Annotated in this window: 32 protein-coding genes; 9 read left to right on the top strand and 23 right to left on the bottom strand. The window is 56.8% G+C overall.

Annotated elements, in window-relative coordinates:
* Positions 1-14: 14 nt before the first annotated feature.
* Genes WCX49_RS07585 through WCX49_RS07605 form a run of 5 tightly spaced genes read right to left on the bottom strand, consistent with a single transcriptional unit; the run spans position 15 to position 2,984 of the window.
* Positions 15-359 carry a nitrogen fixation protein NifQ gene (locus WCX49_RS07585; protein WP_345984493.1) on the bottom strand — a complete coding sequence of 115 codons (345 nt, stop codon included), beginning with the start codon at positions 357-359 and terminating at the stop codon, positions 15-17.
* 42 nt (positions 360-401) lie between these two features.
* Complete coding sequence (locus WCX49_RS07590) at positions 402-710, bottom strand: hypothetical protein (protein ID WP_345984494.1); 309 nt, start codon at positions 708-710, stop codon at positions 402-404.
* Between the two features lie 37 nt (positions 711-747).
* Complete coding sequence (locus tag WCX49_RS07595) at positions 748-1,977, bottom strand: nitroreductase family protein (RefSeq protein WP_345984495.1); 1,230 nt, start codon at positions 1,975-1,977, stop codon at positions 748-750.
* A complete protein-coding gene (locus WCX49_RS07600) occupies positions 1,970-2,404 on the bottom strand; it encodes an ankyrin repeat domain-containing protein (protein ID WP_345984496.1) in 435 nt (144 codons plus the stop codon). The genes WCX49_RS07595 and WCX49_RS07600 overlap by 8 nt, the downstream gene beginning before the upstream one ends.
* 25 nt (positions 2,405-2,429) lie before the next feature.
* Positions 2,430-2,984: a redoxin family protein gene (locus WCX49_RS07605; RefSeq protein ID WP_345984497.1), complete on the bottom strand. Its 555-nt coding sequence runs from the start codon at positions 2,982-2,984 to the stop codon at positions 2,430-2,432.
* 240 nt (positions 2,985-3,224) lie between these two features.
* Between WCX49_RS07605 and nifA the strand changes: the two genes are divergently transcribed.
* Together nifA and WCX49_RS07615 are read left to right on the top strand one after the other, a co-directional pair.
* Positions 3,225-4,820, top strand: coding sequence for a nif-specific transcriptional activator NifA (nifA, locus tag WCX49_RS07610; protein WP_345984498.1), 1,596 nt, complete (start codon positions 3,225-3,227; stop codon positions 4,818-4,820).
* Between the two features lie 30 nt (positions 4,821-4,850).
* On the top strand, positions 4,851-5,018 hold the full coding sequence (locus tag WCX49_RS07615; protein WP_345984499.1) for a hypothetical protein: 168 nt from the start codon (positions 4,851-4,853) through the stop codon (positions 5,016-5,018).
* Between the two features lie 182 nt (positions 5,019-5,200).
* Here WCX49_RS07615 and WCX49_RS07620 read toward each other — a convergent pair whose 3' ends face one another.
* Positions 5,201-6,070: a GyrI-like domain-containing protein gene (locus WCX49_RS07620; protein WP_345984500.1), complete on the bottom strand. Its 870-nt coding sequence runs from the start codon at positions 6,068-6,070 to the stop codon at positions 5,201-5,203.
* Between the two features lie 171 nt (positions 6,071-6,241).
* Between WCX49_RS07620 and WCX49_RS07625 the strand changes: the two genes are divergently transcribed.
* Both WCX49_RS07625 and WCX49_RS07630 read left to right on the top strand, forming a co-directional pair.
* Positions 6,242-7,693, top strand: a complete 1,452-nt coding sequence (locus WCX49_RS07625) for an acetyl-CoA carboxylase biotin carboxylase subunit (protein ID WP_345984501.1) — start codon at positions 6,242-6,244, stop codon at positions 7,691-7,693.
* A 146-nt stretch (positions 7,694-7,839) separates the two neighbouring features.
* Positions 7,840-8,085, top strand: a complete 246-nt coding sequence (locus WCX49_RS07630) for a hypothetical protein (RefSeq protein WP_345984502.1) — start codon at positions 7,840-7,842, stop codon at positions 8,083-8,085.
* A gap of 24 nt (positions 8,086-8,109) precedes the next feature.
* Here the strand turns inward: WCX49_RS07630 and nifT are convergent, their stop codons facing one another.
* Genes nifT through WCX49_RS07650 form a run of 4 tightly spaced genes read right to left on the bottom strand, consistent with a single transcriptional unit; the run spans position 8,110 to position 12,105 of the window.
* Positions 8,110-8,331, bottom strand: a complete 222-nt coding sequence (gene nifT / locus WCX49_RS07635) for a putative nitrogen fixation protein NifT (RefSeq protein ID WP_345984503.1) — start codon at positions 8,329-8,331, stop codon at positions 8,110-8,112.
* A gap of 27 nt (positions 8,332-8,358) precedes the next feature.
* Entirely contained in the window at positions 8,359-10,023 is a 1,665-nt protein-coding gene (locus WCX49_RS07640) for an FAD-dependent oxidoreductase (RefSeq protein WP_345984504.1), read from the bottom strand.
* Positions 10,013-11,134, bottom strand: a complete 1,122-nt coding sequence (locus WCX49_RS07645) for an aldo/keto reductase (RefSeq protein WP_345984505.1) — start codon at positions 11,132-11,134, stop codon at positions 10,013-10,015. Before WCX49_RS07645 ends, WCX49_RS07640 begins: the two co-directional genes overlap by 11 nt.
* Positions 11,134-12,105, bottom strand: coding sequence for an iron-sulfur cluster assembly scaffold protein (locus WCX49_RS07650; protein WP_345984506.1), 972 nt, complete (start codon positions 12,103-12,105; stop codon positions 11,134-11,136). The genes WCX49_RS07645 and WCX49_RS07650 overlap by 1 nt, the downstream gene beginning before the upstream one ends.
* 160 nt (positions 12,106-12,265) lie before the next feature.
* Between WCX49_RS07650 and WCX49_RS07655 the strand changes: the two genes are divergently transcribed.
* Entirely contained in the window at positions 12,266-12,661 is a 396-nt protein-coding gene (locus tag WCX49_RS07655) for a P-II family nitrogen regulator (protein WP_345984507.1), read from the top strand.
* A gap of 3 nt (positions 12,662-12,664) precedes the next feature.
* Here the strand turns inward: WCX49_RS07655 and rpoN are convergent, their stop codons facing one another.
* The 9 genes from rpoN to nifN all read right to left on the bottom strand — a co-directional run bounded on the left by rpoN (position 12,665) and on the right by nifN (position 18,651).
* Entirely contained in the window at positions 12,665-13,933 is a 1,269-nt protein-coding gene (rpoN, locus tag WCX49_RS07660) for an RNA polymerase factor sigma-54 (RefSeq protein WP_345984508.1), read from the bottom strand.
* A 147-nt stretch (positions 13,934-14,080) separates the two neighbouring features.
* Positions 14,081-14,371 (bottom strand): 2Fe-2S iron-sulfur cluster binding domain-containing protein, encoded by a 291-nt coding sequence (locus WCX49_RS07665; protein ID WP_345984509.1) that lies wholly within the window; start codon positions 14,369-14,371, stop codon positions 14,081-14,083.
* Positions 14,372-14,386: 15 nt separating this feature from the next.
* A complete protein-coding gene (locus tag WCX49_RS07670) occupies positions 14,387-14,767 on the bottom strand; it encodes a 2Fe-2S iron-sulfur cluster binding domain-containing protein (protein ID WP_345984510.1) in 381 nt (126 codons plus the stop codon).
* A gap of 69 nt (positions 14,768-14,836) precedes the next feature.
* Positions 14,837-15,289, bottom strand: a complete 453-nt coding sequence (locus WCX49_RS07675; RefSeq protein ID WP_345984511.1) for a nitrogen fixation protein NifZ — start codon at positions 15,287-15,289, stop codon at positions 14,837-14,839.
* Between the two features lie 59 nt (positions 15,290-15,348).
* The gene (locus WCX49_RS07680) at positions 15,349-15,726 is read right to left on the bottom strand and encodes a nitrogenase-stabilizing/protective protein NifW (protein ID WP_345984512.1); all 378 of its coding nucleotides are present in this window, start codon (positions 15,724-15,726) and stop codon (positions 15,349-15,351) included.
* Positions 15,727-15,817: 91 nt separating this feature from the next.
* Positions 15,818-16,336, bottom strand: coding sequence for a flavodoxin (locus WCX49_RS07685; RefSeq protein WP_345984513.1), 519 nt, complete (start codon positions 16,334-16,336; stop codon positions 15,818-15,820).
* Positions 16,337-16,359: 23 nt separating this feature from the next.
* Entirely contained in the window at positions 16,360-16,815 is a 456-nt protein-coding gene (locus WCX49_RS07690; RefSeq protein ID WP_345984514.1) for a NifX-associated nitrogen fixation protein, read from the bottom strand.
* 39 nt (positions 16,816-16,854) lie between these two features.
* Positions 16,855-17,313: a nitrogen fixation protein NifX gene (gene nifX, locus WCX49_RS07695; protein WP_345984515.1), complete on the bottom strand. Its 459-nt coding sequence runs from the start codon at positions 17,311-17,313 to the stop codon at positions 16,855-16,857.
* A gap of 18 nt (positions 17,314-17,331) precedes the next feature.
* A complete protein-coding gene (nifN, locus tag WCX49_RS07700) occupies positions 17,332-18,651 on the bottom strand; it encodes a nitrogenase iron-molybdenum cofactor biosynthesis protein NifN (protein ID WP_345984516.1) in 1,320 nt (439 codons plus the stop codon).
* A gap of 146 nt (positions 18,652-18,797) precedes the next feature.
* Here nifN and WCX49_RS07705 point away from each other — a divergent pair, with 146 nt between their 5' ends.
* Positions 18,798-19,373, top strand: coding sequence for a YceI family protein (locus WCX49_RS07705; protein ID WP_345984517.1), 576 nt, complete (start codon positions 18,798-18,800; stop codon positions 19,371-19,373).
* A gap of 7 nt (positions 19,374-19,380) precedes the next feature.
* Positions 19,381-19,983, top strand: coding sequence for a TetR/AcrR family transcriptional regulator (locus tag WCX49_RS07710; RefSeq protein WP_345984518.1), 603 nt, complete (start codon positions 19,381-19,383; stop codon positions 19,981-19,983).
* 40 nt (positions 19,984-20,023) lie between these two features.
* On the opposite strand, the gene WCX49_RS07715 is transcribed toward WCX49_RS07710, so the two are convergent.
* The 3 genes from WCX49_RS07715 to WCX49_RS07725 all read right to left on the bottom strand — a co-directional run bounded on the left by WCX49_RS07715 (position 20,024) and on the right by WCX49_RS07725 (position 22,411).
* A complete protein-coding gene (locus tag WCX49_RS07715) occupies positions 20,024-20,425 on the bottom strand; it encodes a hypothetical protein (RefSeq protein WP_345984519.1) in 402 nt (133 codons plus the stop codon).
* Between the two features lie 159 nt (positions 20,426-20,584).
* Entirely contained in the window at positions 20,585-21,952 is a 1,368-nt protein-coding gene (gene nifE / locus WCX49_RS07720) for a nitrogenase iron-molybdenum cofactor biosynthesis protein NifE (protein WP_345984520.1), read from the bottom strand.
* Between the two features lie 183 nt (positions 21,953-22,135).
* Positions 22,136-22,411 carry a hypothetical protein gene (locus tag WCX49_RS07725; protein ID WP_345984521.1) on the bottom strand — a complete coding sequence of 92 codons (276 nt, stop codon included), beginning with the start codon at positions 22,409-22,411 and terminating at the stop codon, positions 22,136-22,138.
* A 112-nt stretch (positions 22,412-22,523) separates the two neighbouring features.
* Between WCX49_RS07725 and WCX49_RS07730 the strand changes: the two genes are divergently transcribed.
* Positions 22,524-23,327, top strand: coding sequence for a hypothetical protein (locus tag WCX49_RS07730; RefSeq protein ID WP_345984522.1), 804 nt, complete (start codon positions 22,524-22,526; stop codon positions 23,325-23,327).
* 61 nt (positions 23,328-23,388) lie between these two features.
* The gene (locus WCX49_RS07735) at positions 23,389-25,374 is read left to right on the top strand and encodes a diguanylate cyclase (RefSeq protein WP_345984523.1); all 1,986 of its coding nucleotides are present in this window, start codon (positions 23,389-23,391) and stop codon (positions 25,372-25,374) included.
* Between the two features lie 66 nt (positions 25,375-25,440).
* Here WCX49_RS07735 and WCX49_RS07740 read toward each other — a convergent pair whose 3' ends face one another.
* Complete coding sequence (locus tag WCX49_RS07740) at positions 25,441-25,800, bottom strand: hypothetical protein (RefSeq protein WP_345984524.1); 360 nt, start codon at positions 25,798-25,800, stop codon at positions 25,441-25,443.
* Positions 25,801-25,856: the final 56 nt, after the last annotated feature.

Genomic DNA, 25,856 nt, shown 5'->3' on the forward strand with positions numbered 1-25,856 from the left:
GGATGCCCGGGGGTTCAGGCAGTCAGCTCTTTGACCATGCATTTGAAGCAGGTGAGCTGATCGTCGCAGGTGGCGCAGGCCGGCGCGATGGCATTGACCCGGTCGTAGATGTATTTTTTCCAGAGCTTGTCCTTGGGTTTCTCCGCCGCCAGTTCCGGGAAGTTCTTTTTCATGAACGCCCCCATCTCCGTGCGACTGTGGAAGCCCATGTCCTCGTACAGGTGGTCCATCAGCAGCGACTTCTGCGCGACCAGCGGGGCGAGGACGGTTTTGGCATAGTAGTTGACCGCATACGCGGAGAGGAGTGTCTTGACGTCTTCATACATTTTGACATGTTCAGGCGGCATGATCGCAGTCATGGAATCTCCTTGTATATAACTCATCAGCATGCAAATACCGTTCTACTGTCTGCCGTAGAGCAGATAGAGATAATCATGAATGTCGCTGAGGAAGAAGCGGCGGTTGTCCCGCTCCTCGAAATGGCCGACCCAGCCTGGGTCCCCCTCCGCCGTCATCTTGCTGGGATGCACGAACTCGTTGTAGGGGAGCGTCGCCTTGAGCGGGCCGCAGTCGTTGATGGCGTCGACGACCGCCTCGAAAATGGCATCGAGTGTTTCGTCGTCCGCGGTGAGGTACAGATTCCCGTCTTTCTGGTAAAAGCGGTAGATGTTCAGTATCTTCTGTGCTTCGGAATTGTGTGCTTTGTTCATCTTTTTGACATTCATATTAAGGGTACCTCCATCCACCCTACCGTTCCAGACCGAAGACGCCGACGTAGAGTATGTGTTCCGGCGTCTCCAAAAAGGTCTGCAGCTTCTTATCGTAAAAAGCCCCTATGGCCGTATAGCCGACGCCCAGGGCGGCGGCGTCCAAGGAGAGGCCGTGTGCAAAGGCGGCCGAGGCCATCTGCAGGTCCGCATCGTACTGCGCGCTGCTGAGCACCATCACGATCTCGGCGTTCGCGACGAAACGCTGGTCGACCAGCATCGAGGCCGCCACCTCGGCGAAGTCGCCAGCCTTGATCCGTTCGCCGCCGCGGTAGAGACCGGCCGGGGCGCGGTCATTCCGGAGCACGATCGCGTAGGCGTTCATCCACTCCGGCGTTCGCGTGAGCGTATGCATAATGCGTTCAAACGCCTCCGCGCGCATCGTCTTTCCGGCAAAGACCCGGGCGGAGCGCCGGGCGCGCTGCAGGGTCGCGTCGGTGCTGCGCATCCGGGGCGGCAGGGTCCTGCCGACGGGGTGGTGCTGCACGATCCAGCCCGGTACGACCCCGTCGCTCTCGTCGTAATCGGTCGGCGCCACCTGCATCAGCGGCGCTTTCGGGAGCTTTGCGGGTTTTTCGCCCGCCTTCCCGACGGCCATGACCGAACAGACGAACTCCTGCTGCTTGAAGCCCATAATATGGTTCAGGCCGGGAAAATCCACATCGTCCAGCAGCACGGTATCAAGCCCGTGTACATCCATCGCCGCGCAAAGCGCGCCGATCTGGTGGCCGGCATCCATGTAGCAGTAGCGCCAGGCGCGGTGGCCGTACTTCCATTCGGAACGGAACGGGACGACGCTGACGACAAAAATGAAACCCTCGAAGCGTGTTTCCATCCCGACGAAGTGTTCCAGTCCCTCCGCGCCGCATTCGCGGATCAGCACCAGCTCCCCCTTCAGGGCATCGAGGTGGTAGATCCCGCTCAGGATCCCCTTGATCCCGCGCACCTGCACATAGAGCTCCACGGGGTGGAGATTGCCGGCAGAGGGGGTATTGAGGCGCAGGTAGGGTTTACCGCCGACGCTCCCTTCAAACGTGACACAGCGTGCCAGGCCCAGCGGCGCGAGCTCCTCGTGCGTATCGAAACCGACGCGGTAGAGGAACTCCGGGTACTGCTTGAAAAGGGAGGGCTGTGAAGACCAGTCGATGTAGCCGCCGGAACGGGCGACACGCAGCGGCGTCAGCGCCGTCGCGTCATAGAGCTCACGCATAGCGCAGCTGATTGAGGACGTCCCGGTTGACGGCGAAATCGATGGCGCAGTAGCCGTCCATGTTCTGTATAGACTTGTCGGCGCCCAGAGAGAGAAGGGCTTTGACGCTGTTCAGACGGGAAGCGGAAACGGCATACATCAGCGGGGTTTCGCCGTTCTCGTTGATGTCGTCGATGTCCGCGCCGGCAGCGAAAAGGCGTGCGATGATCGCGGCACTGTCAGCATAACAGGCGTTGAAAAAAACACCGTTAAAGTCGTTGTTGACGGCATAAAGGTCCACCCCCGCTTCCAGCAGGCGCTCGACCATCATATCGTTGCCTTCCAGCGCCGCCTGCAGCAGCGGCGTGTTGCCGTTGAAGGCCCGGGATTCCAGGTCACTGGGGTCAAATCCGCGTGCCAGCAACCACGCAATATAGTTCTCTGCCATGACGGGCTCCTTTATCAAAAGCGGATCAGACGCTCATCCACTCTTCGTGCGAATGGCCGTGCCCCGTCTTCTTCTCGTTGACCAGTTTGTCAACGACCTCGATACAGGCATCGTAATTGACTTCGTCGACGATCTCGGGAACGATCTCGCGGTAGGCGACGACGCCGTCGCGGTCAATGACGTAGACGGCGCGGGCCATACGGTCTTTGAGCTTGCCCTCGCTAATCAGCAGGCCGTACTTCTTGGCGAAGTTGCGGTCCGGGTCGACGACGAGGTCCGCAGCGTCAATAGACTCTTTTTCAGCAAAATCTTTGACGAAATCCAGGTCATCCGTCGTGATCATGATGGCATTGAGTTTCTTGTAGGTTTTGAGCAGATCATTGAATTTTTTGGCGCCGAGGGAACAGACTTCCGTTTTCAGCGAAGGAATGGCAATGAGCAACTGGGTATTGGGGGCGATCATGCCGATGACGTTCTGTGATCCGTCAAGCTTCGTGATGCGTGCTGCAGGGGCTTCTCCGCCCACATTGGGCTGCTTTCCGATAAGGGGTGTCGGGGTGCCGTGTACCGTGATTTCCATAACATATCCTCTGTGAGATTTGCCAATCAAATGCAAAAAACGTTCTTGTTAAATATGTACGTATGCCTATTTTTTATACTACATATTTGTCGGATTGTGGTACTAGGTTGGTCTATAATAACACCTGAATATTGATTCACGCAAGTGTGTAAAAGCTACTAACCCGTAAAAGAAAGAAAAACAGTAATGATGTATGACACCCCAGCGATCCCCGACAGGCCGGAATGTAAAACCTGTTCGTTGACCTTTGCCTACAAAGAGATCGAACTGCTTTACGAGATTGCCGTTGTCCTGGCCAGCACGACAGATATCAAAGAGACGATCGAACAGGGCATGCGCCTGCTCAAACGTCACAACTATCTCGAACGCTGCGCCCTCTTCCTGCTCAACGAAGAGGATGTTCTGGAGCTCTACGCCTCGATCGACCTCACCGAACAGCAGCGCCTGATGGCGACCTACAAGCTCGGGGAAGGCGCGACGGGCCTTGCCGCTGCCGGCGGCGAACCCGTCGTCATCGAAAATATCCACAACAGTATCGACTACCTTAACAAGATGGGCGTCGTCAACAGCAAATCGGTCTCCTACGTCGCCGTTCCCGTCATCCAGGACGACGCCGTCACCGGGGTCATCTCCGCCAACCTCGGGCCGGACACCCCGCTGAACTTCGACGAGATCGTCCGTATGCTCACGATCGTCGGATCGCTCTTCAGCGGAACGCTTGCCATCCAGCAGCGTTTCATCAAGGAAAAAGAGCAGCTCAACCAGCTCAAAATGTACTATAAAGAGGAGATGCTCAGCGAGCACCGCTTTGAGAACATCATCGGGCGGAGCACGAAAATGCGCCAGATCTTCAGCATGCTCGAAACCGTCGCCCCGACCGACGCGACAATCCTCGTTCGCGGGGAGACGGGTACGGGTAAAGAGCTCATCGCGACGGCGGTGCACAACCTCAGCCGCCGCAAAAACGGTCCCTTTATCAAGCTCAACTGTGCCGCCATCAGCGAAACCCTGCTCGAATCCGAACTTTTCGGTCACGAGAAGGGCGCCTTTACCGATGCCAAAGAGATGCGCAAAGGGCGTTTCGAACTGGCCGACGGCGGTACCCTCTTCCTCGACGAGATCGGTGACATCACCTCGTCGCTCCAGGTCAAACTGCTGCGTATCCTCCAGGAACAGGAGTTCGAACGCGTCGGCGGGACCAAAACGGTCAAGACCGATGTCCGCCTCGTCGCCGCGACGAACCGAAACCTCGAAGAGATGGTCAAAAAAGGGGAGTTCCGCGAGGACCTCTACTACCGCCTCAACGTCATCCCGCTGAACCTCCCGCCGCTGCGCGAGCGCTACGAGGACGTCAAACTGCTGATCGAGCACTACATGAAAAAGTTCATGAAAGAGCACAACAAGAACATGAGCCTCTCCAAATCGGCGATGGAGCTGCTGCTCGATTACCCGTGGCCGGGCAATATCCGGGAACTGCAGAACACGATGGAGCGCCTGGTACTCATCTGCCCCGAGGGCGAAGTCCAGCCGGAGATGCTCAACCATGTCCTGCCGTTCAATTACCAGAAACTCTACAACACGGCCGCCCCCGAGCCGGCAGCGCAGCCTACGGTGCAGTCCGTGCCGCCGGTCGCCCCGCCGCATGTCGAAGAGGCGCATGCCGCCCCTGCGGAATCCCACCCGGTCACCAAGGCGACCCTGCAGGAGCTGGAGAAAGAGTCCATCATCCAGGCGCTGATCGAGAACCGCGGGATCCAGACGAAGGCTGCGGCCCAGCTGGGCATGACCCCGCGCCAGATCGGTTACAAGATCAAAAAGTACGACATCGACATCTAGGTGTCTTAACCCCAACCAAGGAGATTTATCATGGCACACGCAACATCAGAAAACACACAGGTCTCACCGGCAATAGGTGCGACGTACGACACCTGGTTCCTCGGACGTAAAAAAGAGAGCTGCAGCAAAAGCGCCAAAGGCGTCACACCGGTCTGCCGCGATGACAAGCAGAGCTGGTTCCTCGGGCGCAAGCAGTAGTTCCTCACCGCTTAAAAACCCTGGAACGCCGTTTGCAATCTCCTTATAACAAGGAGTTATAAATGGCAATGCACTACTATCATCAGAAGCTTCAGGCGCTGCGCACCGGTCTCGCCTGTAACGGATGCGGCGCGACCATGGTGTTTTACAGCGCCCCCGCCGCCCTCGTCTACGGGCTGTGATCAGTAACGAATCGAGATATAGAAGCTGAGATCGAACGTCCCGTCTTCACAGAGGAAGTTGTTCTTGCGGTAGACGGCGTAGGAGGGTTTCGTCGTCGTTTCGTATTCGCTGCGCGGCAGCCAGACATGGTAGACCCAGTGAATGAAACGCAGGAAATCCTCATGGCGCCCCTGCAGATCGAAACGGGCGTAGATCCCCGACGCGATCTTGAACTTCGGAAGGCGGTCGCTGCGCACCTTCTCGTCCGTCTCGATACAGGCGATATAGCGGCACTCCTCCAGCGGCGTCACCGTCGGGTTGTCGTGAAAGAGCGCGATCTGCCGGTAGTCCGACAGGCCGTTGTCCAGGACCCAGGTCTGCAGTTTCTGCCACGTCGGCTTGATCATGCTGTCATACCCTTTGTGACGGATATAGTAACTCTCCAGCTCCGGCCGCTTCTCGATGACGGGCTCCATACCGTCAAATTCGGAGAGCTTCGCCGTTTCTATTCCCGCACGGCGTAGCAGCCGGTCCGAATAGGTTTTATACCCCCCTTCCCGCCACCGTTTCGGGCTTTTTCCGAACCGCATCCTGAACGCTTTGATAAACGATGAATGCGAGCTGTAGCCGCACTGTGCGGCCACTTCCGAGATCGTCGAATAGCGGTTGGTGATGAGCAGGCTCGAGGCTTTCTGCAGGCGGATCGACTTGATGCTTTCATAGATGTTCTGGCCGAACATCTCCTTGAAGATCCGGTGCATATGGAACTTGCTGATTTTGAGGTCGCGGCTGAGCTCTTCGAGGTCGATATGCGTTTCGATATGGGTATAGATATAGTAGAGGATGTCGTTGGCGATCTTCGTATGTTTCTGAAGCGTCTCTTTTCTCATGCCCTCATTATAGCAATAATAGACAATTTTACTCACACTATATAGAAAAAAAACTCACATATATAACCCATGTAAAAAGCAATAAAGCAAAAGAAATATTTTTGAGAACCCTCTAAAATGTCTCCATCCTTTTGAATCTGGATGTCCGGAGGCATCCGAAACGGAGTCTGAATGCAAACGATTACCAAGATCCTGGTCGCCAACCGCGGCGAAATCGCCCTGCGCATCATCCGCGCCTGCAAAGAGCTCGGCATCACCAGCGTCGCCATGTTTTCCGAAGTCGACGCCGAGGGGATCTGGGTCCGCAAAGCCGACGAGGCCTACCCCATCCTCGGCAACGCCCTGCAGGCCTACCTGGATTATGACCGCATCATCTCGCTGGCAAAAAAAGCGGGCTGCGACGCCATCCATCCCGGTTACGGTTTTCTCAGTGAAAACGCCGAGTTCGCCGACGCCTGCAGCCGTGCCGGCATCATCTTTATCGGCCCGAAAGCGGAACACATCATGCTCTTCGGCGACAAAACGGCCTCCAAGGCGGCGATGAAAGCGATCGGCGTCCCCGTCATCGAGGGGACCCAGACGGCCATTACCGACAAAAAAGAGGGGGCGAAGGTCGCGGCGGAAATCGGCTTCCCCGTCATCATCAAGGCGGCCTTCGGCGGCGGCGGTCGCGGGATGCGCATTGTGCGCAAGGAGAAGGAGTTCGACGAACTCTTCGACTCCGCGACGAACGAAGCGAAGAAGTTCTTCGGCAAGGGGGATGTCTTCATTGAAAAATACGTCGAGAATCCGCGCCATATCGAGGTGCAGATCATCGCCGACAAGTACGGCAACGTCGTGCACCTCGGCGAGCGCGACTGCTCCATCCAGCGCCGCCACCAGAAAGTGATCGAGATCGCCCCCTCCCCCCGTCTCAACGACGCGGTGCGCAAAGAGATCTTCCGCATCTCCACCAAGGCGATGTTCCGCCTGGGGTACGAGAGCGTGGGGACCATCGAGTTTCTCGTCGACGAAGCGGATACCGTCTACTTTATCGAGATGAACACCCGCGTCCAGGTGGAGCACCCCGTCACGGAGCTCATCTCCGGCATCGACATCATCCAGCGCATGATCGAGATCGCCGCGGGGGACAAGCTCCGCTTCCTGCAAGAAGAGATCATCTTCCGCGGGTACGCCATCGAGTTCCGGATCAACGCCGAAGACCCCCAGAAGCAGTTCTTCCCCTCCTGCGGGAAGATCACGAACTACATGGCGCCCGGCGGCCCCGGCGTCCGCCTCGACACGAGCCTCTACGCGGGCTACGTCATCCCGCCCGATTACGACTCCATGATCGGCAAGCTCATCATCTGGTCGCTGGACTGGGAGGGGGCCGTAAGAAAAGCGCGCCGCGCCCTGGACGAGTTTTACATCGACGGGCTGCCGACGAACATCCCGCTGCACAAGGCGATCGTCCGCGACCGGGACTTCATCGAGGGGCGTTTCACGACTTCTTACCTCGACGAGAAACTCGACAAGTTCAACCTCGACGCGATCAACTGCATCAAAAAAGAGGAAGAACGCATGGAGCAGATCAACCGCCTCATCGGAACGATCAAGCAGAACAACCTCTCCATCCGCCACTGACCCGACCGGCCTGCCCTGTTTTTCGGGCCGGCATCCCCCATAACATATTTTTTTTTATCTGCAGAAATTAGTTTGTATATTATTTGATCAATTTACTTTTTTATGTGGTAATATTTTGCGTGTTTATTTTACTAACGAGGTGTTCCTTGACCACAAAGATTATCTTTTCCGACGGAAAAGTACAGTTCATTGACAGTGTCGATTCTGCATTTTGCAGCAAACTCAAAGATGCTCAGAGCGATAAAGGCGTAAACGATCTGCTGTCGCAGCATATCGGAAATTTCGCCATGTGTGAAGAGGCGGATGCCGGTGAGGTAGGGTGTACGGTGGACCTGCTGAAGAAAAAGCAGTCCAGTATCAAACGCATGAAGAAGGCGTTCGGCGGGCGCTAGGCCCGTAACCGCGCTAATGCGCGATCAGTCGTCGCCGCGGGTAATGATCTTGGCGTCGACTTCGTCGGGGAGGTTTTTCGGCCCCGGCTTGATGTACCAGACGTCCCCGTTGGTCAGGCTGACGTTTCCGCCCCACTTCTCTTCGCTGTCAAACTCCAGCTCCTTGATGATCTCCTCCATGTCCTTCTTTGCCACGTAGAAGAGGATCTGTCCGTCCCCATTGTCTCTTAACATTACTTTTGCCATTGTTTTTCCTTTGTTGTTAGATGGATCTCAGACTTTGATGGAAGCCAGGACTTTTTTGGTGTGGTGCCACAAACCGCCGCGCACGACCCGCTCGAACGAGATTTTCAGGTAGTCGCGCCCCATCAGTTTGATGTAGGAGGCGGCATTGAAATAGCGGTCGTCGCGCTCGGGATAATCCACGCGGTAGTGCACCCCCCTGCTCTCTTTGCGCTTGAGCGCCGAGAGGATCATCGCCTCGGCAATGGTCAGGGCATTCTCGAACTCGAGGATCGACGCCAGTTCGACGTTGTTGTCCCGCTCCTTGTGGATACAGTGCAGCCCGTGCTTTCTGCCCATGAGGTAGTGCGAGTACTCCAGCGCGCTCGAGAGCGTCTCTTCGTTTCGGAACACCCCGGCGTCACGGAAGAGCGATTCGCCGAGGTTCTTGCGCATGGCGTTGATGTTGTAGAGGTTGTCCCCGTCGAGAATCAGCTCGACACGACGGCTCTCCTTGTCCACGTCCCGGTAGTCGATGGGACGGAACTCGCGGCGGCGGGCATAGCGCGCCGCTTCGATGCCCGCCTGGCGGCCGAAATAGGCCCCTTCCAGCAGGGAGTTTCCGCCGAGGCGGTTGGCGCCGTGTACGCCGGTCACGGCACATTCGCCGCAGGCGAAGACCCCGGGCATGTCCGTCGACGTGTCGTCGCGCGTCCAGATCCCGCCGATGGTGTAGTGCGCCGAGGGCGTGATCGGCAGCAGCTCGGTGGTGATGTCGATGCCCGCACCGTTAAGGGCCATCTTCCGCGCGGAAGGGAGCTTGGCGTCGATGAGGGCTTCGCCCAGATGGCGGAAGTCCAGGTAGACCGTGTGGCCCTCGCGCATATGCTCGGTAACGGCGCGCGAAAGCTTGTCGCGCGTCTGCAGCTCGTCGGTGAAACGCGTCCCCGTCTCGTCGACAAGGTAGGCCCCTTCGCCCCGCGCCGCTTCGCTGATGAGCGAGCCGTTCGTCGCGAGCGTCGTCGGGTGGAACTGCACGAACTCCATGTTGGAGAGCCGCAGCCCCGCCCGCAGCGCCGCCGCGATGACATCGCCGGAGCTCTCCTGTGCATTGGTGGAGTGGCCGCGGAAGATCCCCGCATACCCGCCGCCGGCCAGGATGAGCGATTTACAGGCAAAGGCGATCACCTGCGAATCGCGGCGTCGCAGCACGGTCACACCGGAGAGCTTCTCCTTGAAACTGCAGATGTTGAGGAACTTGTGGTTCGCGAGGATATGCACGCCTTCATTGCGGCACTGCATCAGAAGGGTCTGTACGATGGCCGAGCCCGTCCGGTCGGCAATGTAACAGGTACGGTTCGCGCTCGCACCGCCGAAGGGGCGCTGGGCAATCTCCCCTTTGTCGTCGGTATCGAACCCGACTCCCATATCCCGGAGTTCATGCACGATCTCGGGGGCCTGGGCACACATTTTGCGGATGTTGCCGAGATTGGCCAGTCCGTCCGAACCGTCGAAGGTATCGTTGACGTGACGCTCGACGGAATCGTATTCGCTGACGTTGATGACGGCGTTGATCCCGCCCGAGGCTACGGCCGAGTTGGAACGGAAAGGATTGCTTTTGGTGAGGACCGCGACGTGGCAGCCCGCGCGTTTGGCAAAAAGTGCTGCATGCAAACCTGCGATCCCGCTTCCGACGACGATCACATCATACAGCATACTCGCCCTTTACGACCTTGTTCATCGTCTCCTGGGGGAGCTGCGGTACGTAGGCCAGCAGCAGGTTGTCCTCGACGTGCTGCGGGTCGACGGCACCGAAGAGCGCGCTCAGGATCCCGCCGGAGCGGGCGAACTGCAGTGCGCTGATAATGTCGGTCAGTTCGCCGGTACCCATCAGCTCGGCCAGGCGGGTGTCGAACCTGCCCTTGAAGAGGTTCATCTGCAGCAGCGACGACGCCGCGAAGCACTGCAGGCCGTAGCCGTACGCCGCCTGGAGCAGCGTGTAATAGCGGCCGTCCGGTCCCTTCTGGTTGGCATAGGTATAGGCATGCGTTTTGGCGAGGTTGAACGGGATTTCGAGATAGCGCAGGTGGTGTTCCGGCCCCCCGACCTCTTCGGCGATGGCGACGATATCCTTGAGGCTGAGATACTCGGTGTGCCCTGCCTCGTACAAAAAGCCGTTCCATGCCGCGATCCCGTAGTGGCGGATCTTGCCTTCGGCCACCAGCGCTTCGAAGAGTTTGAACGCCTCGGCGATACGCAGGCGGAGCGTCATGTAATCCACATAGCCCAGCTGGGTCTCCGGGTTGTGGAGGAAGAGTGCGTCGAGCGTCTCGATGCCCAGGTTCTTGAGCGACGTCTCCACGCTCCAGCGCAGGAATTTCGGATTCATGCAGTGCTGGTCGACGACAATGTCGTCCTTGCTTGCGAGCCCCGCATCGAGCATATTCGCTTTGATCCACTCGTAAGGGTCCGGGAAGGGGAAATCCAGGGGGATGAATCCCGCCTTGGAGGTGATAAACAGTTGTTCGCGGGTTGCTTTGCCCTCTGCAAAAAGCTCGGCAAGTGCCTCGCCGATCTCACGCTCGCTCATCTGGTAGCGGTAGTTGATCGCCGTATCGATGACGTTGATGCCGTTTTGCACCGCCATCTTCACCGCGTCTTTATAGTTGAGAACATAGTTCTCTTCGCGGTAGGGCTCTTTGCGGAAGGTCCCGAGCCCCATCGACGAGAGGAATGCCTCGCCGTTGAAGCGGTAGAAGTCCCGACTGAATTTCGGGAACTGTTTCAGGTAGCCGAATGTGCCTTCTTTGGTCGCGTACGTGGCCATTAAGTAACGATTACCTTGATCGGAGCTTTGAGTTTGAAGTTGAGCATATCCTCGATACCCGCCAGCGTCGTCGTCGTATTCATGGAACAGCTCATACACTCGCCCTGGTACTTGATGAGGACATCCCACTTGCCTTCGTTCGCAACGATGTCAAGCAGTTCGACGTCACCGCCGTCGGCCTTGAGGGTCGGGCGGATATACTCTTCGAGGATGGACTCGACCGCTTTGATCTTCTGAACGAGGCCCATGGATTCGAAGGTACCGTCGCCCTTCGCTTCGATGATTTTGCGGCTCTTCTCTTCGGCAGCGAGCTCCTCGAGCGCCTGGGAGAGCAGGTCGACGAGGTAGACGTCTTTCTTCTCGTGGCCGCCCGGTTTGATACAGGATTTACAGAAACCGCCCGCCTTGGTGTAGTCGGTGATCTCTTCGATGGATTTGAGCTTGTTGAGCTTGATGACTTCCAGGATCGTATCCTGGGAGACACGGGCACATTCACAGATGATGAACTCATCCTCGAAGCTCTCCATATCGACACCCTTGTAGATGGAAGCCGCTTTTTTGATGACGTCGTAGGCCATAACGGAACAGTGCATCTTCTGGCCCGGAACCGCCGGAACATCCGGATCGTCGCGCAGCGCTTTTTCGACGTCGATGTTCGTAATTTTCAGCGCATCGTCGACGGTCTTACCCATACAGAGTTCGGCCATCATATCGGAACTGGCGATCGCCGTACCGCAACCGAAACTTTTGAATTTGCTGACCTTGATCGTGTCCGTTGACGGATCGATCAGCCAGTAAAGGCGTACGGCGTCACCGCAGCTCTCTGCACCGAAATCGGCGATAACGAGTTTATCATCGCCGGCATCGGCTTCAGTGAGTTCTCCCATATTGATAGGATCGTTCATTCTACGCTGTACTTCGGTTGAGTACTCCTCCCAGAGCGCTCCGCCGATCAAATCATCTCTAGCCATTTTGTGACCCCTTTTAAAAAAGATTTCTACCGGCCATAATGCAAATGGTGTTCCAGTCGAGCCCCCCCGGTAAAAGAACGTTGCGATGACAAAATTGTCACCCTCCGACATCGGGAATGCCTTATGCAGTATCTATGGTAATCCAATGAAAGGATCAGCCATGTACCAACTGACTGCCATCTTCAACCGCAGTTGCCTCAGTGATGTGTTACTGGAGCTCAAAGAGCACGCTATCGAAGGCGTCACCATCAGCGAGGTCATCGGTAAGGGCGGGCTGGCGTTTGACGACGCCGGCCCCGTCGAACTCGATGAGAACATCCGCCTCGACATCGTCGTTTCGAACGAACTCTTCAAAGAGGCGGCCAAAGAGGCGATCCGTTGCAATACCCGCGATCTCGGCAAGGGAAGCGGCAAAATGTGGGTGACGCCGGTCCTGGAAGTCGAACGCATCCGTACCGGCGAAATCAACGAAGCGGCGCTGCGCCACAGCGACAACGACGAGCGCGCGCTGCACTTTGACAGCTACTACACCGCGATCGACACCCCGGCGAGCTGAGCCTCAGCGCTCGGCCAGCTTATAAAGAAAACGCCGCTCTTTGAAGGGCGGAATCTCCAGCTCCTGGCGGTACTTCGCGATGGAGCGCCGCACCATGGATATCCCGAAGCGCGCTTCGATCTTCTCATGCAGGATCTTATCGCTGAAGGGCTTGTCATGATCCTCGCTTTTGACCAGCCGCTCCAGGAAGTGTTTGATCTCCGCCGTGGAGACGTTCCCGATCGCGTTGGAGAAGAAATCCTTGAAGGCGAACACCCCCCGCTCCGTTTCCAGGTACTTGTCGCTGATGGCGCGTGAGATCGTCGATTCGTTAAAGCCGAGTTCGTCCGCCACGTCCTGCAGTTTCAGCGGCTGCAGCTCCCCGCCCATGAAGAAGGCGTACTGCTTCTCCAGCAGCACCAGGGTCACGTTGTAAAGCGTCGCCTTGCGCAGGTCGAGCAGCTTGACGAGCTCGCGTGCCTCTTTGAACTTCTGTTTGGCAAAATTGTCGTACTTGTCTATCTGCGTCACTTTGAGGTCGGGGTAGAAGGCGTTGTTCATCTTGATGGTGAACTCGCCCCCCTGGAAGGCAACGTAGAGGTCCGGCAGTACCGGCGGTTCGCTCTCCATGTACTCCAGCGCAGGCGGGTTCTTGAGGTGACTGATCACCTCTTTCGCGTCGTGAAGCCGCGGGTGGTTGACGAACTTCTCCATCGACTCAAAACGGGTGATCATCGCACTGACGAGGATGCTCAGCTCATCGTCCATGTCGACCTCGTTGAGCTGGAAGAGAAAAGACTCCTTGTAATCCTTGGCCCCGACGCCCGAAGGCTCCAGGTAGGCAAAACGCTGGCGCACCTTCTCGACCTGCTGCGCATCGGTATCGCACTGTTCGGCAATCTCTTCAACGGAGCCTTCAAAGTACCCCTCGTCGCTGATGTAGTAGATGATCTGCCGTGCAATCTTCTGCGAGATCGGCGTCGGGAAGAGCGGCGCGGCGATCTGCTCGTCGAGTCTTTCATACAGAGACTGGCTCGAGACGCTCAGCCACTCGATCTCGTCGCTGGACGCGTTGGAGACATGGTTCTGGTACTCCATGTAGGCGCGATGCGATCGTTCCGAAGAGCTCTCCGAGACTTCGAATCCCGACGAAACTTCAAGACAGGGGTTTTCACTCGAAATGACCTGCAGGTGTTTGTCCAGGTCCGAAAGTGAACACTGTAGCAGCGGCAGCCATGTCTGCATGGAGAGGCGCGGCAGCTGTTTCTGTTTGAGGTTTAAAGCTTGTTTCATCGTCTAATCATACCCCTGCTGCAAATATTGTGATACGGTAATGTGGATATATTTTGTGCATTTATTGCACAAATTGCAAGTTTTGTTCTAAGGGTTTCGAAAATGTAGGGGGAAAAGGAGTCCGAAGGGGAAAACCCTTCGGGAAGATTAGTACTTCAGGCGGACCAGACCGTTCGGCTGAGCAATTTTCATCTGACAGGCCAGACGTGCTTTCGGGTTGGATTCGTTCAGTGTTTTCATGACCGCTTTTTCTTTGTCCGTCATGTCGCTGAGGAAGTCCATACCGGACTCAACGAAGACCACGCAGGTCCCGCATTCGCCGTCACGGCAACCGAACGGCAGGGCAGAACCTGACGCTTCAACAATGTCCTGAATCGTTTTACCCGGCTTAACGTTGATCGCCAGGAAGTCGTTCATAATTTCTACACGTGTTGTCATCTTTATCTCCTTTTTTTACTCGAATGGTTTAACGATAATATCGCTTCTTACAATGCACTGGCATGCGAGACGAATCGGTGTCTGGCGGTTGAATTGCTGGGCAACTTCCGCCTCTTTTTTCGTAATCGCACCCATTTCGACCAGGGTGTCGAGCTCTTTGTCTTCCATATAGTAAGACTGCGCATGCGCATCATAGTCTTCGGTCATAGAGTTCATTGGCTCTTCGACGCTGAGATCTTCGATCTTTACCGCACAGCTACCGCACGTCCCGTCCTTGCACTCAGTCGGAATTTTCACGCCGTTGCTCTCCGCTACACGCAGAAGCACGTCGCCGGTACGGGCCTGTACACGCTTGTCCATGCCATCGCCAAATCCGCAAAAAATGACGTTTGCCATGTCGTTCTCCTTCTATTTAATCCCTCGCTGCATCATGGCAGATGCATCAAGTTCGTCAATACCCAAAATTCAGGCGATGTCTCCTTCATCTTGGGATTGCGCCCCTTTTGCGGCGAGTTCGGCAGCCTCTTTTTCTGCGGCGGCTTTGGCGAGCTTTTCCGCTTCGCGCTTGGCACGGTGTTCGCGGATCCAGCGCAGCTCGTCCTCCACCTCGTCGTAGCCGTCTTCCTCCTCGACGGCGACAAGCTCGCCTTCGCGGCAGCCGAAGGTGGAGCCCTCCTCGATGAACTTGACGTCGTAGACGCGGATCACCTGCAGGAAGTCACCGATATTCGTCACATACCCCTCGGCACCCGGTTCGATCAGAATGCCGTCACGCGGGTGGAACGGGTTGGTCCCGTCATTGCGGATCGCCTTCGTGATTTTGACCCGCTGGCCGATCCGGAAGACCGGGAGAATGGCATCTTTCTTTGAGGGGGATATCATTTTGCTGTCAGCAGTCGACATTTGATTTTCATCCATTGCATACCTCCTGTATTTTATTCGTTTGGCCTATCCGGAATCCCGGGAGCATCGCATCTTTAGTTGAAGCTGAGATCCGCCTGGCTTGTACAGGCGTGAACGCCGTTGCTCACTTCTTCGACGTCGCTGCAGCTCTCCGATGTCGAGCAGGTCCCGCAGGCGCTCTCTTTTCCGAACATATCCCAGACGTCCGCCGCGGACGGGGCATAGCCGTTCTCGAAATTCTTGTACACGGTGATGAGTGCAAACTTGTAGTATTCAAGCAGTTTGTCATCACCTTCGAGATCGCTCCCGATGGCGCGATCCATCATCGCACCAAACTCCTTCAAAATGTGAAACCGTTTGACATAGACCAGACGCTCATCATAATCGAGATCGAAGAAATCAAAATAGTCTTCGGCATCGGTCAGCGATTGAAACTCTGTGAGTGTACCCATCATCTATCCTTTCTAAGTGATTTGCAATTTTGATTCTTTAGTTTTCTGTCGAAAGAATCATTTAAGGGACTGAAAAGGTGACAAATTTGTCTTACAGTCCCATCTCCTGTTTAAGCTGGCCAGCCCAGCTGCTCACGCGCTCTTCGGTCAGGTCTTCCTGGTTGACTTTATCGATCGCGAGACCGACGAATTTGCCGTCTTTCTCTGCGGCGGAGAACTTATAGGTGTACCCCTCCGTCGGCCAGTAGCCGTATTCGGTATCCGCACCGAGCTGGGTAAAGAGGTTTTTGAACTTCACCAGGGCACTGACGAACTCCTCGCCGTGCGTATCCTGGTCACCGGCACCGAAAAATGCGACTTTCTTGCCGCTGAAATCGGGGGTTTCGCTCTCAAGTTCCATCATCGGATCGACCCAGTCACGCTGCGGGTCGCCCTGACCCCACGTGGAGGAGCCGATCAGCAGTACGTCGAAATCGTCGAATTGTTCGAGATCGTCGAAATCTTCTTCCATATTGATCACTTCTGCGCCTTCGAACTGCTCTTCGAGCAGTTCCGCTACTTCCTGTGTCGCACCGGTACTGCTACCGACGAAAATACCTACGTTTGCCATATGTGTCTCTCTCCTTGTTGTAATTAAGCTTTGTCTTTGCAGGGTTTGTACTGTTCGTAGATCTCGAACGCTCTGTCGAGCAGTTTCTGACCGTCCTCGTATAGTTTGTCGAGGGTACGGAAGCTGAAGCGGTGTGCGTCTTTGAAATACTTGTCCACCAGAACGATCTTGTCCGCGATGACGATACAGCGTCCGAACCCTTCGTGGCTCATCTCCATAACGACGTTACACATGACGCCCGTTTTGCGTTCGAACTGCAGGGCGATCGCCTTGTAGATCATCTTGATCTCGCCGATGAGCATCTCATCGATATCCGCGATGATCGGGATCTCCTTGAGCTGCTCTTTCGTTTTGACGTATTTTTTCGTCAGAAGCTCTTCGTCGCTCATTTTCGACCAGTTACCGAACTGGTCCGTTGCGCGCAGCTGACGGATCAGCTCCTCGGTGAATGCATTGATTTCAAGTGCCGTATCGCTCATTGTTTTCCTTCTTTTGATGTTGCTTGCGTCTTGCGACGGTTATTCGACGGCCCAGCGCGCCAGGCGCGGGTCCTCTTTGGTTTCCATGTTGATGATCCGCTTGACCCATGGCGGCGGGTTGCCGTTGATCATCTCGACCAGTTCCCCCAGGATCTCTTCGATCCGGCGCGGGTCGGGGACCTTCATCGGGTTGATGCCCGCACGGATCACCTTGGCCGCTGCCGTACCGCCGATGGATTCGACGTACATGATGTTGATCCCTTCGAGGCACTGCACCTTGAAATCGGTCTTGTCGTCGCCCGTCAGCCCGGACGTATCCGACTTGATCACGCCGTTAAGCTCATAGCCGTCCTTGGAGACGTTGTAGACGACGAACTCCTTCGCCCCTCCGAAGTGCGCGTTGACCGTCTCCATATCTTTTGATGCAAAAGCGACCTTCATCGCGTTTTCCAGTTTCCCGGACGTCTCGACGCTGATCTTCGTACTTTCTCCCATCATGACCCCTTCAATTCAGATTTAGTGTTCACCGTGCATGACATGCCGCAACGTATTCGCCGCTTCAAAGAGGAAGAAACAGCTCCCTTCGTAGAGCTGGTCACTCTTGAGCTGGTTGCCGAGCTCCTCGTAATTCGGGAAGCCGCGCAGCATCAATCCGGCATGGCATTTGTCATCCATATGCAATAATCGTTCCGCATGGAAGTTGCTGATCACCAGATCGGCGTCTTTGAAGTGCGCGGCCGCGTCTTCGAGGTCCCCGACGAAGACATGCTCGGCCGTGATTTTCTCCAGCACCGGGCTGTACGTCGTTGCCACGACCGTATCGATCGTCCCGCCGACACTTTGCAGCAGTTCGCAGATGCCGATGCACGCATCCGGCTCGCCCGTGATGACGTAGCGGGCCGATCCGACCAGGAAGTGGCTGTCGAGCATAACGTCCTGCAGGCGGCCGCGCCAGCGCTTGACGAGTGGCGGGGGATCGATCTGGCGGATCTTCATCAGTTCCGCGACAAAATTGTCGTTATTTTCCAGCCCCATGAGGTGGTCGAAGTGCACGTGGCGCACGGCGGGGTTCTTCTTCTGAAGCGCCTCCGCGCCGACCTTCATGGAGTGTCCGATCGTGATGACGGTCTCCGTGTCGCCAAGCGCCACGATATCATCGATGCCGATCGATCCCGTCGCCAGCTTGCCCTGCCCCTCGCTGAGGAAACCGTCCAGGGAGGTGGAGAGGTCCGGCATTGCCAGGGTCTCGAAACCGAAATCCTCGCACATCGCCTTGATCTTCTCGATCTCGCCGGGCTGGATGCCGACATGCGGCATCAGCACGAGTTTGTTCGGCTTGCACTCCGTCGCCGGTGCGGTATGCTGGTCGATCAGTGCCTTCACGGTGAGGGCCCAGCCGCTCTCCATGCCCCCTTCGAAGTCGGGTGTGTTGACGTAGCAGTAGGGGATCTCGATATGCATCCCCACGCCGCGCACGTCGTCGCCTTTCGTCTCCGTCAGCCCCGTCGTATGCAGCCCGATGATCTCGGGTTTCATCCCCTTGTTCTTCTTGGTGATGTTTTCGATGGCCAGCAGAATGGAGTAGTCCCCGCCGTCGAGCACCGCGGTAATGTCGCTGACCGAGGTGTTGTACATGGGAATCGGTTCATTGAAGTGCTTGGTATAGAAGACTTTGGTGTAGGACGCGCACCCCTGCGAGGCGTGCATCAGCGGCAGGCAGTTGCGGATGCCCATAAACGCCAGGGCCGCCCCCATGGGCTGCGAATGTTTGATGGGGTTGACCTGCAGCGGTTTGTGCTCTTTCCTGTTCAGTTCGAAGTCGGCTTCGTGAGACATGGCACCTCCTTAATATAGGAGGACATCTGCATTTCGCGTTCTTGCAGGCCTTTTTCGATAGAAATTATCAAATTAGTGTAATTACTCTTGACATGTTTCGAAAAAAGGAGTAAAGTTCTAGAGTATTTACACTAAAAGGATTCGAAATGAAACTTTCCACACGCATTCTGGGAACCGCTGCGGCGATCTCCCTCTCGTCTTCCCTGCTCTTCGGCGCCGTGTACGACGTCGATCCGACCCACTCCACCGTGGGCTTCAAGGTGCGCCACATGATGATCAGCAACGTCAACGGCCACTTTGCCGACTTCAGCGGCAGTTACGACCTGGAGGGCAATGTCCTCAAATCCTTTACGGGCAGCGTCAAGACCGCCAGCGTCGATACGGGGATCGTCAAGCGCGACGACCACCTCAAAAGCGCCGATTTTTTCGATGCGGCGAAGTATCCGGACATTACGTTTACGATGACGAAGTTTGACGGGGAGTCGATCACCGGGGAGCTGACGCTGCACGGTGTTACCCGCAGCGTCACCTTTGATGCGGAAGTCTCCGGGACCATCAAGGACCCCTGGGGGATGACGCGCAGCAGTGTCCTTCTGGAGGGCAAGATCAAGCGCAGCGATTTCGGGCTGACCTATAACCAGGTCCTCGAAGCGGGCGGGGTTGCCGTCGGCGACGACGTGAAACTGACGATCGAGCTCGAGGGGATCGCCAAACCGCTATAATGCCGTCATGGGAACGAAAAAGAAGATTCTTGCGGGGGCGCTGAAGCTCTTCAACGAAGGCAATACCCAGGCCGCGACGACGAACCATATCGCCGCGGCGCTGGGGATGAGCCCCGGCAACCTCCACTATCATTACAAAAACCGCGAGGCGATCATTCTGCGGCTCTACGAAGAGATGCAGGCGCAGACGGAGCTGGAACCGCAGGAGCGGCCCGACTCCATCGAGGCGCTCCATGCGCACATGTCGCACCTGGCGCACGTCTACTGGACGTACCGTTTTTTCCACCGCGAGCTGCTCTTTCTGCTTTCGCGCGACCCGGAACTCAAGGCCCGCTATATCCGCGACAACCTCGCCCACCGCGGGCGCATCGTCATGGTGCTCGCCGGTCTCGTTGACAACGGCTATTTGCAGGTCCCTTATGACAACGTCCTGGAGCATCTGGCCGACACGACCCTGCTCGCGACGCAGTTCTGGATCCCCTTCCTCGAGACCCTGGGCAACCCCCTGGACGAGTACCATCTTGAAGGGATGTTTCAGCACGTCCAGGGGGCGATGCGCCCCTACCTGACCCCCAAAGGCCTCAAAGCCCTCGCCGGGATCGCGGCGTAGCCGCGCTTCTCACTGCCCGATAAAAGGATAAAAATGCCGTTTACATACGGCCGTCGAGGATCGTTTCGTTGTCGATGCGGACACGGGGGCGCTTGCGCACCTCGTCCATGATCCGCTGGAGACGGTTCAGCACCATCCCCGAGTGGAGTGTCGTATCGAAGCTGTCGAGCGCCACACGGCTTTCGGTATCGCGGAAGTGGTCGTCAAGACGGCAGAGCAGGTTCTGGCAGGCTTTGTAGGCGCCGCTGTAGTCTGTGAAGGTAAAGATGATGATGTAGTGGTTGTCGTCAATCTGATGCAGGTGGTCGGAGAGGCGTACGAAATTGCCCAGTTCCTCCACGTCAAGGGGGCGGGCGTGATAGAGCAGCGCGAAGGTCGCATCGACCCCGTATCGTTCGTAAATATAGTAATGCTTTCTGACAAGCGTGTCAAAATGTCTCATCGCATCATTCCCTTCTGCCCTTAACCTTTTTATCACGATTATAACAGCTTTCGGGAAACATGTATAGTTAAATAAAATAATTGTAATTAGATGTGTAAAGAGAGGCGGCAGATGCCGATGATGCCGGACGGCAGTGCCGTTCCGGTCCGTGTTTTCGGACTAGCCGACTTCCCAGGGGGCCTTTGCCGAAACATTGGCGAAAACGGGGTTGGCGAAGGCGGCCTTGAGGTCCTCGGCGAGGTTGATGAGACCGTTGTAACCGCCGTAGGAAGTCTTCTTCTCCTGGTTGACGTCGATAAAGGAGATCTTCTTCTTGATCGCCGTATAGAGGCTGCGCCCCCCGGCGAGGAGGATATGGGCCCCTCTTTCGTCGATAACCTTGGACTGCTGGGCGGCCGGTTTGTCCATCAGGACCCCGTCTTCCCCCAGATACTCGCGGGCTTTTTCAATGTCGTCCGCCGTTGACTTTTTGATGGAGGTCGCGACGACCTCGATGCCGAGGTCCTGCAGGCCCGAGGCGATGGACCACGCCTTGTTCCCCCCGGTGTTGAGGACCGCTTTTTTGCCCTTGAAGAGACGGCGGTACGGCTCGAGCGCCAGGTCGAGTTTCGCCTCCTCCTCGTCGATGAGGCGTTCGGCCCTCTCGATCAGTTCCGGGTCGCCCAGCGCCTTGACGATCTCGCGGATCGCAAAGGTCGTATCGCGCTTGCCGTAGAAGGAGACGGAGACCCAGGGGATATCCCACTTCTCGTTCATCTTGCGCACCAGCGTCACGAGCGATTTCGCACAGACGATGACGTTGAGCTTGGCGCGGTGTGCCGTGCGGATATCGCCGACGCGGCCGTCTCCGCTCATGGAGGCGAGCACGCGGATGCCGAGTTTTTCGAACATCGGCAGGTACTGCCACATGTCGCCCGTGACGTTGTAGTCGCCGATCAGGTTGATGTCGTACTTGGTCGTGAATTCGGGCTCTTTGGTCCCGATCAGGTGCTCGAGCACCGCTTCGCCCGCCAGGCGCGAACCGAGGTTCTTACCGCCGACGAAGCCCGGCGCATGCACCGGGACGACCGGCACGCCGTGCTTCTGGCTGCCGAGTTTGCAGGTCATGTCGATGTCGTCGCCCACCAGCGCCGTGACACAGGTGGAGTAGACGAAGATCGCCTCGGGCTTGTAGTGTTCCATGACGTAGTCGATGGAGTCTTCCAGGCGCTTGTCGCCGCCGAAGATGACGTCGTTCGTCGTGATCCCCGTCGTGAAGCCCATAAAAGTATGGTTGCGCCCCTTGTAGGAGCTGAGGCTCTCCCGGGTCTCCCACGAGGCGCCGAGACAGGTCTGCGGGCCGTGCACCAGGTGGACGGCGTCCGCATAGGGAAAGAGCGAGATCTGTGCGCCGTCGAAGGCACAGCCGCCGGCCGCCATTCCCGGTTTGGGCTTGTCGCACCCCTCGCCGGGTTTTTTGTCCTTGCTGTGCGAACAGGCACTCTCGTTCAACAGTTCTTTGATCTTTGCGCGGTTTACCATTGCCATAATGTCATCCTTCTTTTGGATTTTCATAGTCAGCAAAGCTGCTCATCCGCCTGCTTTACGCTATTGATTTTTCTTGTAGGGCGATATGCAATATGTGTACCTGCGGAGGGTTGTTGGGAGCGGTTATCAGTTAAAGGGGGGAAAGGGTAAGCAGATGCCGGGCATACCCGGCGTACGGAGGGGTTACTCCGTGACCGTGTCGGTCGTCTCGACGACTTCCGGCTCCGTGACCGTCTCCTCGACACCGTTTTGGTGCTGGTGCTGGTATTTTGCCTGCGTCATGTTCTGGATCTGGTGCTGGTAGCGCATCTGGCTCTGCATCTGCTGCTGCATCATCGCCGCGCTGCGCTGCATCGTCGCCGTACCGGCACCTGCACCTGCACCCGGCCCCTGCTGTGCCATCGCCGCCGTTGAAGCGACCAGTGCCGCTGCCGTCATTGCAATCATTGTCTTTTTCATCCTGTGTCCTTTTTTTCGTTGGGATGCGGAAATTGTAGAACAGGAGGGTGAGCGGAGTGTGAGGGATACGCTGCGCTTTTCGCTAAGATATGGCATCACCCAAGGAGCCGTCATGCCCGAGACCGTATCTGCTTCCTTTCTCCGCCGCCACTGGAACCGGCTGCTTATCGTCGCGCTCTCGTTGCTGATCCTGGCCCTCTCCTTTGCCGGGACCCTCGACAAATCCGGCCGCACGGTCGTGGACGATGCCTTCAAGCAGGCCCTCGTCGTCTTCGGCACGGCCAAGGCGCTTAACGCCGTCATCTCCGTCGTGCAGGGTACCGAGGTCGGGCCGCCCGGCGTCACTCTTGCCGTCGGCGAAGTGCTCGACCCCGTCAACGACCTCATCGAACGCTTCTCCTGGATCATGCTCGCCAGTATCACCTCCCTGGGAATCCAGACCATCTTCATGAATATCGTGACGGACGCCTTTTTCAACTACCTGCTGCTCTTCCTTGTCATCGCCTACAACCTCTGGCTTTTTTTCCGCTTCACGCGCGACGAGAAATCCCGGACCCTCTTTTTCAAGATCACGGTCATCATGGTCTTCCTGCGCTTCAGCGTACCGCTCATGGCCATCGCGAACGACCTCGTCTACACCCAATTTGTCCAGCCCGAATACAATATTGTCGAACTCGACCGGGGGGTCACGGCGATTGCGGACGATATCGAACAGTTCAAAAAGAGTTCCTACAGTGTTTTCAGTACGTCGTACTATACCGAGCAGGTTGAGCACTACAAGGCCGAGGCCAATGCGGCCGGCGACCGCATCGTCCGGCTTATCATCGCCTTCGTCTTCCAGACGGTCGTCTTCCCGCTGCTCTTTTTGTTCCTGCTGTACAAACTCGTGCTCAGGGTGTTCGATATCGGCAGGTAACGGCAAACGCCGGCCTGCGCATGAAGGAAAAAATTAATAATCACTTTTATATACTGCAATTATGAACATCTATCACAAAAAACTGCATTTTGAACCGGCACTGAAATATCTGATATTTTTTGTGTTGAGTGCCGTCTTGATCCTCATCTTCAGCAATGACATTCTGACCGACCGCGTCAAGGGGCATCTTGCCGCGGAAAAGGAGCTGACGGTCTCGACCTACCGCAGCATCATCCGCGGGTTCCAGTCCCAGGCCGACATCATCTACTATAACCGCATCAATGTCAAAGACGTCATCGACCTCTACAAAAGGGTACCGGACGCATCGGAAGCGGAACGTGCCGCGATCCGCAAACAGCTCTACAGCCTGCTGCTCCCCGTTTACCGGAACATCAGTCTCTACCACCTCAAGCAGATGCACTTCCATCTGAGCAACAACGAAAGCTTTCTGCGCTTTCACCGCCCCGAGCGCTTCGGGGACGACCTGACCGGGGTGCGGGACAGCGTCGCCTATGTCAACCGGACGCACAAGCCCGTGTCCGGCTTCGAGGAGGGGCGCATCTTCAACGGCTACCGCTTTGTCTATCCCCTCTTTGACGGAAACAATTACCTCGGCAGCGTCGAACTCTCCATCGCCATGCAGACCATTCTCGAACGCATCCGTGACGACATCCATGCCGATGCCCACTTTATCATCCTCGCTGACACCGTCAAATCGAAGGTCTTCCCCGACGAACAGAACTATTACGCCCCTTCGGAGCTGTTCGGCGACTACATGCACGAAAAGGCGCTGGGGCCGAACCATACCCCCGAAACGGCGGCACTGATCCGCAACCATATCCGGGAGAACGGCTCACTGGACAGTGCCCTGGCGAGGGGGAACGCTTTCAATTTCTTCGAATTCGATGAGCAAACCCTCCATGCCATCACCTTCGTGCCCGTCGTCAATGCGATTTCGCACAAGACCGTGGCCTACCTCATCATCGACCGCAAGCACGAGGACCTCCAGACCCGCTTCAACCAGTACAAGATCATGGCCTTTGTCATCATCGCGCTCCTGGCCCTGCTCTTCTACCTGCTTTACCGTGCCAACCTGCAGCGCAACGCAATCGAAATCGACAAACGCCAGCTGCAGTCGCTCATCGACCTCCAAAAGAACGTCGTCATCCTGACCGACGGCCATGTGCTGAAGTTCGCCAACCGCTTCTTCTACGAGTCGTTCAACTACGATTCGCTCGAACAGTTCCGCGAGGAACATGATTGCATCTGTGACCTCTTCATCGAAGACGAGCGCTTTTTCCACCTCGGCAAGGTCCCCGAGGGCAAGCAGTGGGTCAAAACGCTGATGGAGACCCCGGCGACGCGCCGGATCGTCAAGATGCTCGACCGCGAAGGAACCCCGCGCGTCTATACCGTCAGCGTCAACCCCATTCCCGGCCACCGCTACATCGTCGTCTTCACCGACATCAGCCTGACCATCCTGAACCAGCGGGAGCTGGAACAACGGGCATCACGGGACAAACTGACCCGCGCCTACAACCGCGAATTCCTCGATGCCTCCTTCCACAAACTCTGCCACTCGGCCAACGCGCAGCAGAAACTGCTGGGTGTTATCATGGTCGACCTCGACCACTTCAAGCGGATCAACGACACCTACGGCCATAACCGGGGCGACGAGGTCCTCAAAATGTTCGTCAGCATCATCCGCCATGCCATCCGTCAGGAGGACTTCATCATCCGCTGGGGCGGGGAGGAGTTCCTGCTGCTGATGATGGTCGACAGCCTGCACAGCCTTACGGCCATTGCGGAGGGGGTACGCGAGCGTATCGAAAAAGCGACGTTCGACGAGGTCGGACAGATCACGGCAAGCTTCGGCGTGACCATCTACCGCGACGGCGACAACCTCAAAAACACCGTCGCACGCAGCGACAAGGCCCTCTACGAGGCAAAATCATCGGGCCGGAACATGGTCATCGTCGATGATGCCCTCATCGAAGACGGTGATCATCCGTTTGAACGTGCGGTAAAAGAGAAAGCGGAATCATAACCCGGCCCCGGCTCGGGGCGGATCACTGAGGAGGAAGGGAAACGGGCGAAGGTTCACCCGAATTGATTACTCGTCGTCGACGTGGATGCGGTCCCTGTCACGATCCTGGGCGGGCTCATCGACCCGGTCCTGCAGCCGGTCTTGCAGACGGTCCTGATCGGGTTCATCCACCCTGTCCTGCAGACGGTCGCGCGTCTGATCCTTGTCCTGGTCTTTGGTCTGATCCTGGAGCTGATCTTTCGTACGGTCCTGCGTCTGCAGATAGGTCTGGTTCTGGATCATCATGCGGTTCTGCTTCATCTGCATCTGCTGCGTCTGCATCTGCGACTGGGACTTCTGCATCGTCGTACTGCCCTGGCCCTGCGCCAACAGCGCCGTTGCCGCCAGCAGCGATACCGCTGCGGCTACTGTCATTACCTTTTTCATGACGTGCTCCTTATAGAGGTGGGATACTCAAATGGTACGCCCCCACTATGAGCGAA

It is taken from the genome of Sulfurimonas sp. HSL-1656, assembly GCF_039645585.1.
In the GTDB taxonomy this organism is placed as follows: domain Bacteria; phylum Campylobacterota; class Campylobacteria; order Campylobacterales; family Sulfurimonadaceae; genus Thiomicrolovo; species Thiomicrolovo subterrani.

Bases quoted from the DNA above. Each gene is read 5' to 3' on its own strand.
- WCX49_RS07585 (WP_345984493.1), bottom strand. From the start codon at position 359: ATGACTGCGATCATGCCGCCTGAACATGTCAAAATGTATGAAGACGTC.
- WCX49_RS07590 (WP_345984494.1), bottom strand. From the start codon at position 710: ATGAACAAAGCACACAATTCCGAAGCACAGAAGATACTGAACATCTAC.
- WCX49_RS07595 (WP_345984495.1), bottom strand. From the start codon at position 1,977: ATGCGTGAGCTCTATGACGCGACGGCGCTGACGCCGCTGCGTGTCGCC.
- WCX49_RS07600 (WP_345984496.1), bottom strand. From the start codon at position 2,404: ATGGCAGAGAACTATATTGCGTGGTTGCTGGCACGCGGATTTGACCCC.
- WCX49_RS07605 (WP_345984497.1), bottom strand. From the start codon at position 2,984: ATGGAAATCACGGTACACGGCACCCCGACACCCCTTATCGGAAAGCAG.
- WCX49_RS07615 (WP_345984499.1), top strand. From the start codon at position 4,851: ATGGCACACGCAACATCAGAAAACACACAGGTCTCACCGGCAATAGGT.
- WCX49_RS07620 (WP_345984500.1), bottom strand. From the start codon at position 6,070: ATGAGAAAAGAGACGCTTCAGAAACATACGAAGATCGCCAACGACATC.
- WCX49_RS07625 (WP_345984501.1), top strand. From the start codon at position 6,242: ATGCAAACGATTACCAAGATCCTGGTCGCCAACCGCGGCGAAATCGCC.
- nifT (WP_345984503.1), bottom strand. From the start codon at position 8,331: ATGGCAAAAGTAATGTTAAGAGACAATGGGGACGGACAGATCCTCTTC.
- WCX49_RS07640 (WP_345984504.1), bottom strand. From the start codon at position 10,023: ATGCTGTATGATGTGATCGTCGTCGGAAGCGGGATCGCAGGTTTGCAT.
- WCX49_RS07645 (WP_345984505.1), bottom strand. From the start codon at position 11,134: ATGGCCACGTACGCGACCAAAGAAGGCACATTCGGCTACCTGAAACAG.
- WCX49_RS07650 (WP_345984506.1), bottom strand. From the start codon at position 12,105: ATGGCTAGAGATGATTTGATCGGCGGAGCGCTCTGGGAGGAGTACTCA.
- WCX49_RS07655 (WP_345984507.1), top strand. From the start codon at position 12,266: ATGTACCAACTGACTGCCATCTTCAACCGCAGTTGCCTCAGTGATGTG.
- rpoN (WP_345984508.1), bottom strand. From the start codon at position 13,933: ATGAAACAAGCTTTAAACCTCAAACAGAAACAGCTGCCGCGCCTCTCC.
- WCX49_RS07665 (WP_345984509.1), bottom strand. From the start codon at position 14,371: ATGACAACACGTGTAGAAATTATGAACGACTTCCTGGCGATCAACGTT.
- WCX49_RS07670 (WP_345984510.1), bottom strand. From the start codon at position 14,767: ATGGCAAACGTCATTTTTTGCGGATTTGGCGATGGCATGGACAAGCGT.
- WCX49_RS07675 (WP_345984511.1), bottom strand. From the start codon at position 15,289: ATGGATGAAAATCAAATGTCGACTGCTGACAGCAAAATGATATCCCCC.
- WCX49_RS07680 (WP_345984512.1), bottom strand. From the start codon at position 15,726: ATGGGTACACTCACAGAGTTTCAATCGCTGACCGATGCCGAAGACTAT.
- WCX49_RS07685 (WP_345984513.1), bottom strand. From the start codon at position 16,336: ATGGCAAACGTAGGTATTTTCGTCGGTAGCAGTACCGGTGCGACACAG.
- WCX49_RS07690 (WP_345984514.1), bottom strand. From the start codon at position 16,815: ATGAGCGATACGGCACTTGAAATCAATGCATTCACCGAGGAGCTGATC.
- nifX (WP_345984515.1), bottom strand. From the start codon at position 17,313: ATGATGGGAGAAAGTACGAAGATCAGCGTCGAGACGTCCGGGAAACTG.
- nifN (WP_345984516.1), bottom strand. From the start codon at position 18,651: ATGTCTCACGAAGCCGACTTCGAACTGAACAGGAAAGAGCACAAACCG.
- WCX49_RS07705 (WP_345984517.1), top strand. From the start codon at position 18,798: ATGAAACTTTCCACACGCATTCTGGGAACCGCTGCGGCGATCTCCCTC.
- WCX49_RS07710 (WP_345984518.1), top strand. From the start codon at position 19,381: ATGGGAACGAAAAAGAAGATTCTTGCGGGGGCGCTGAAGCTCTTCAAC.
- WCX49_RS07715 (WP_345984519.1), bottom strand. From the start codon at position 20,425: ATGAGACATTTTGACACGCTTGTCAGAAAGCATTACTATATTTACGAA.
- nifE (WP_345984520.1), bottom strand. From the start codon at position 21,952: ATGGCAATGGTAAACCGCGCAAAGATCAAAGAACTGTTGAACGAGAGT.
- WCX49_RS07725 (WP_345984521.1), bottom strand. From the start codon at position 22,411: ATGAAAAAGACAATGATTGCAATGACGGCAGCGGCACTGGTCGCTTCA.
- WCX49_RS07730 (WP_345984522.1), top strand. From the start codon at position 22,524: ATGCCCGAGACCGTATCTGCTTCCTTTCTCCGCCGCCACTGGAACCGG.
- WCX49_RS07735 (WP_345984523.1), top strand. From the start codon at position 23,389: ATGAACATCTATCACAAAAAACTGCATTTTGAACCGGCACTGAAATAT.
- WCX49_RS07740 (WP_345984524.1), bottom strand. From the start codon at position 25,800: ATGAAAAAGGTAATGACAGTAGCCGCAGCGGTATCGCTGCTGGCGGCA.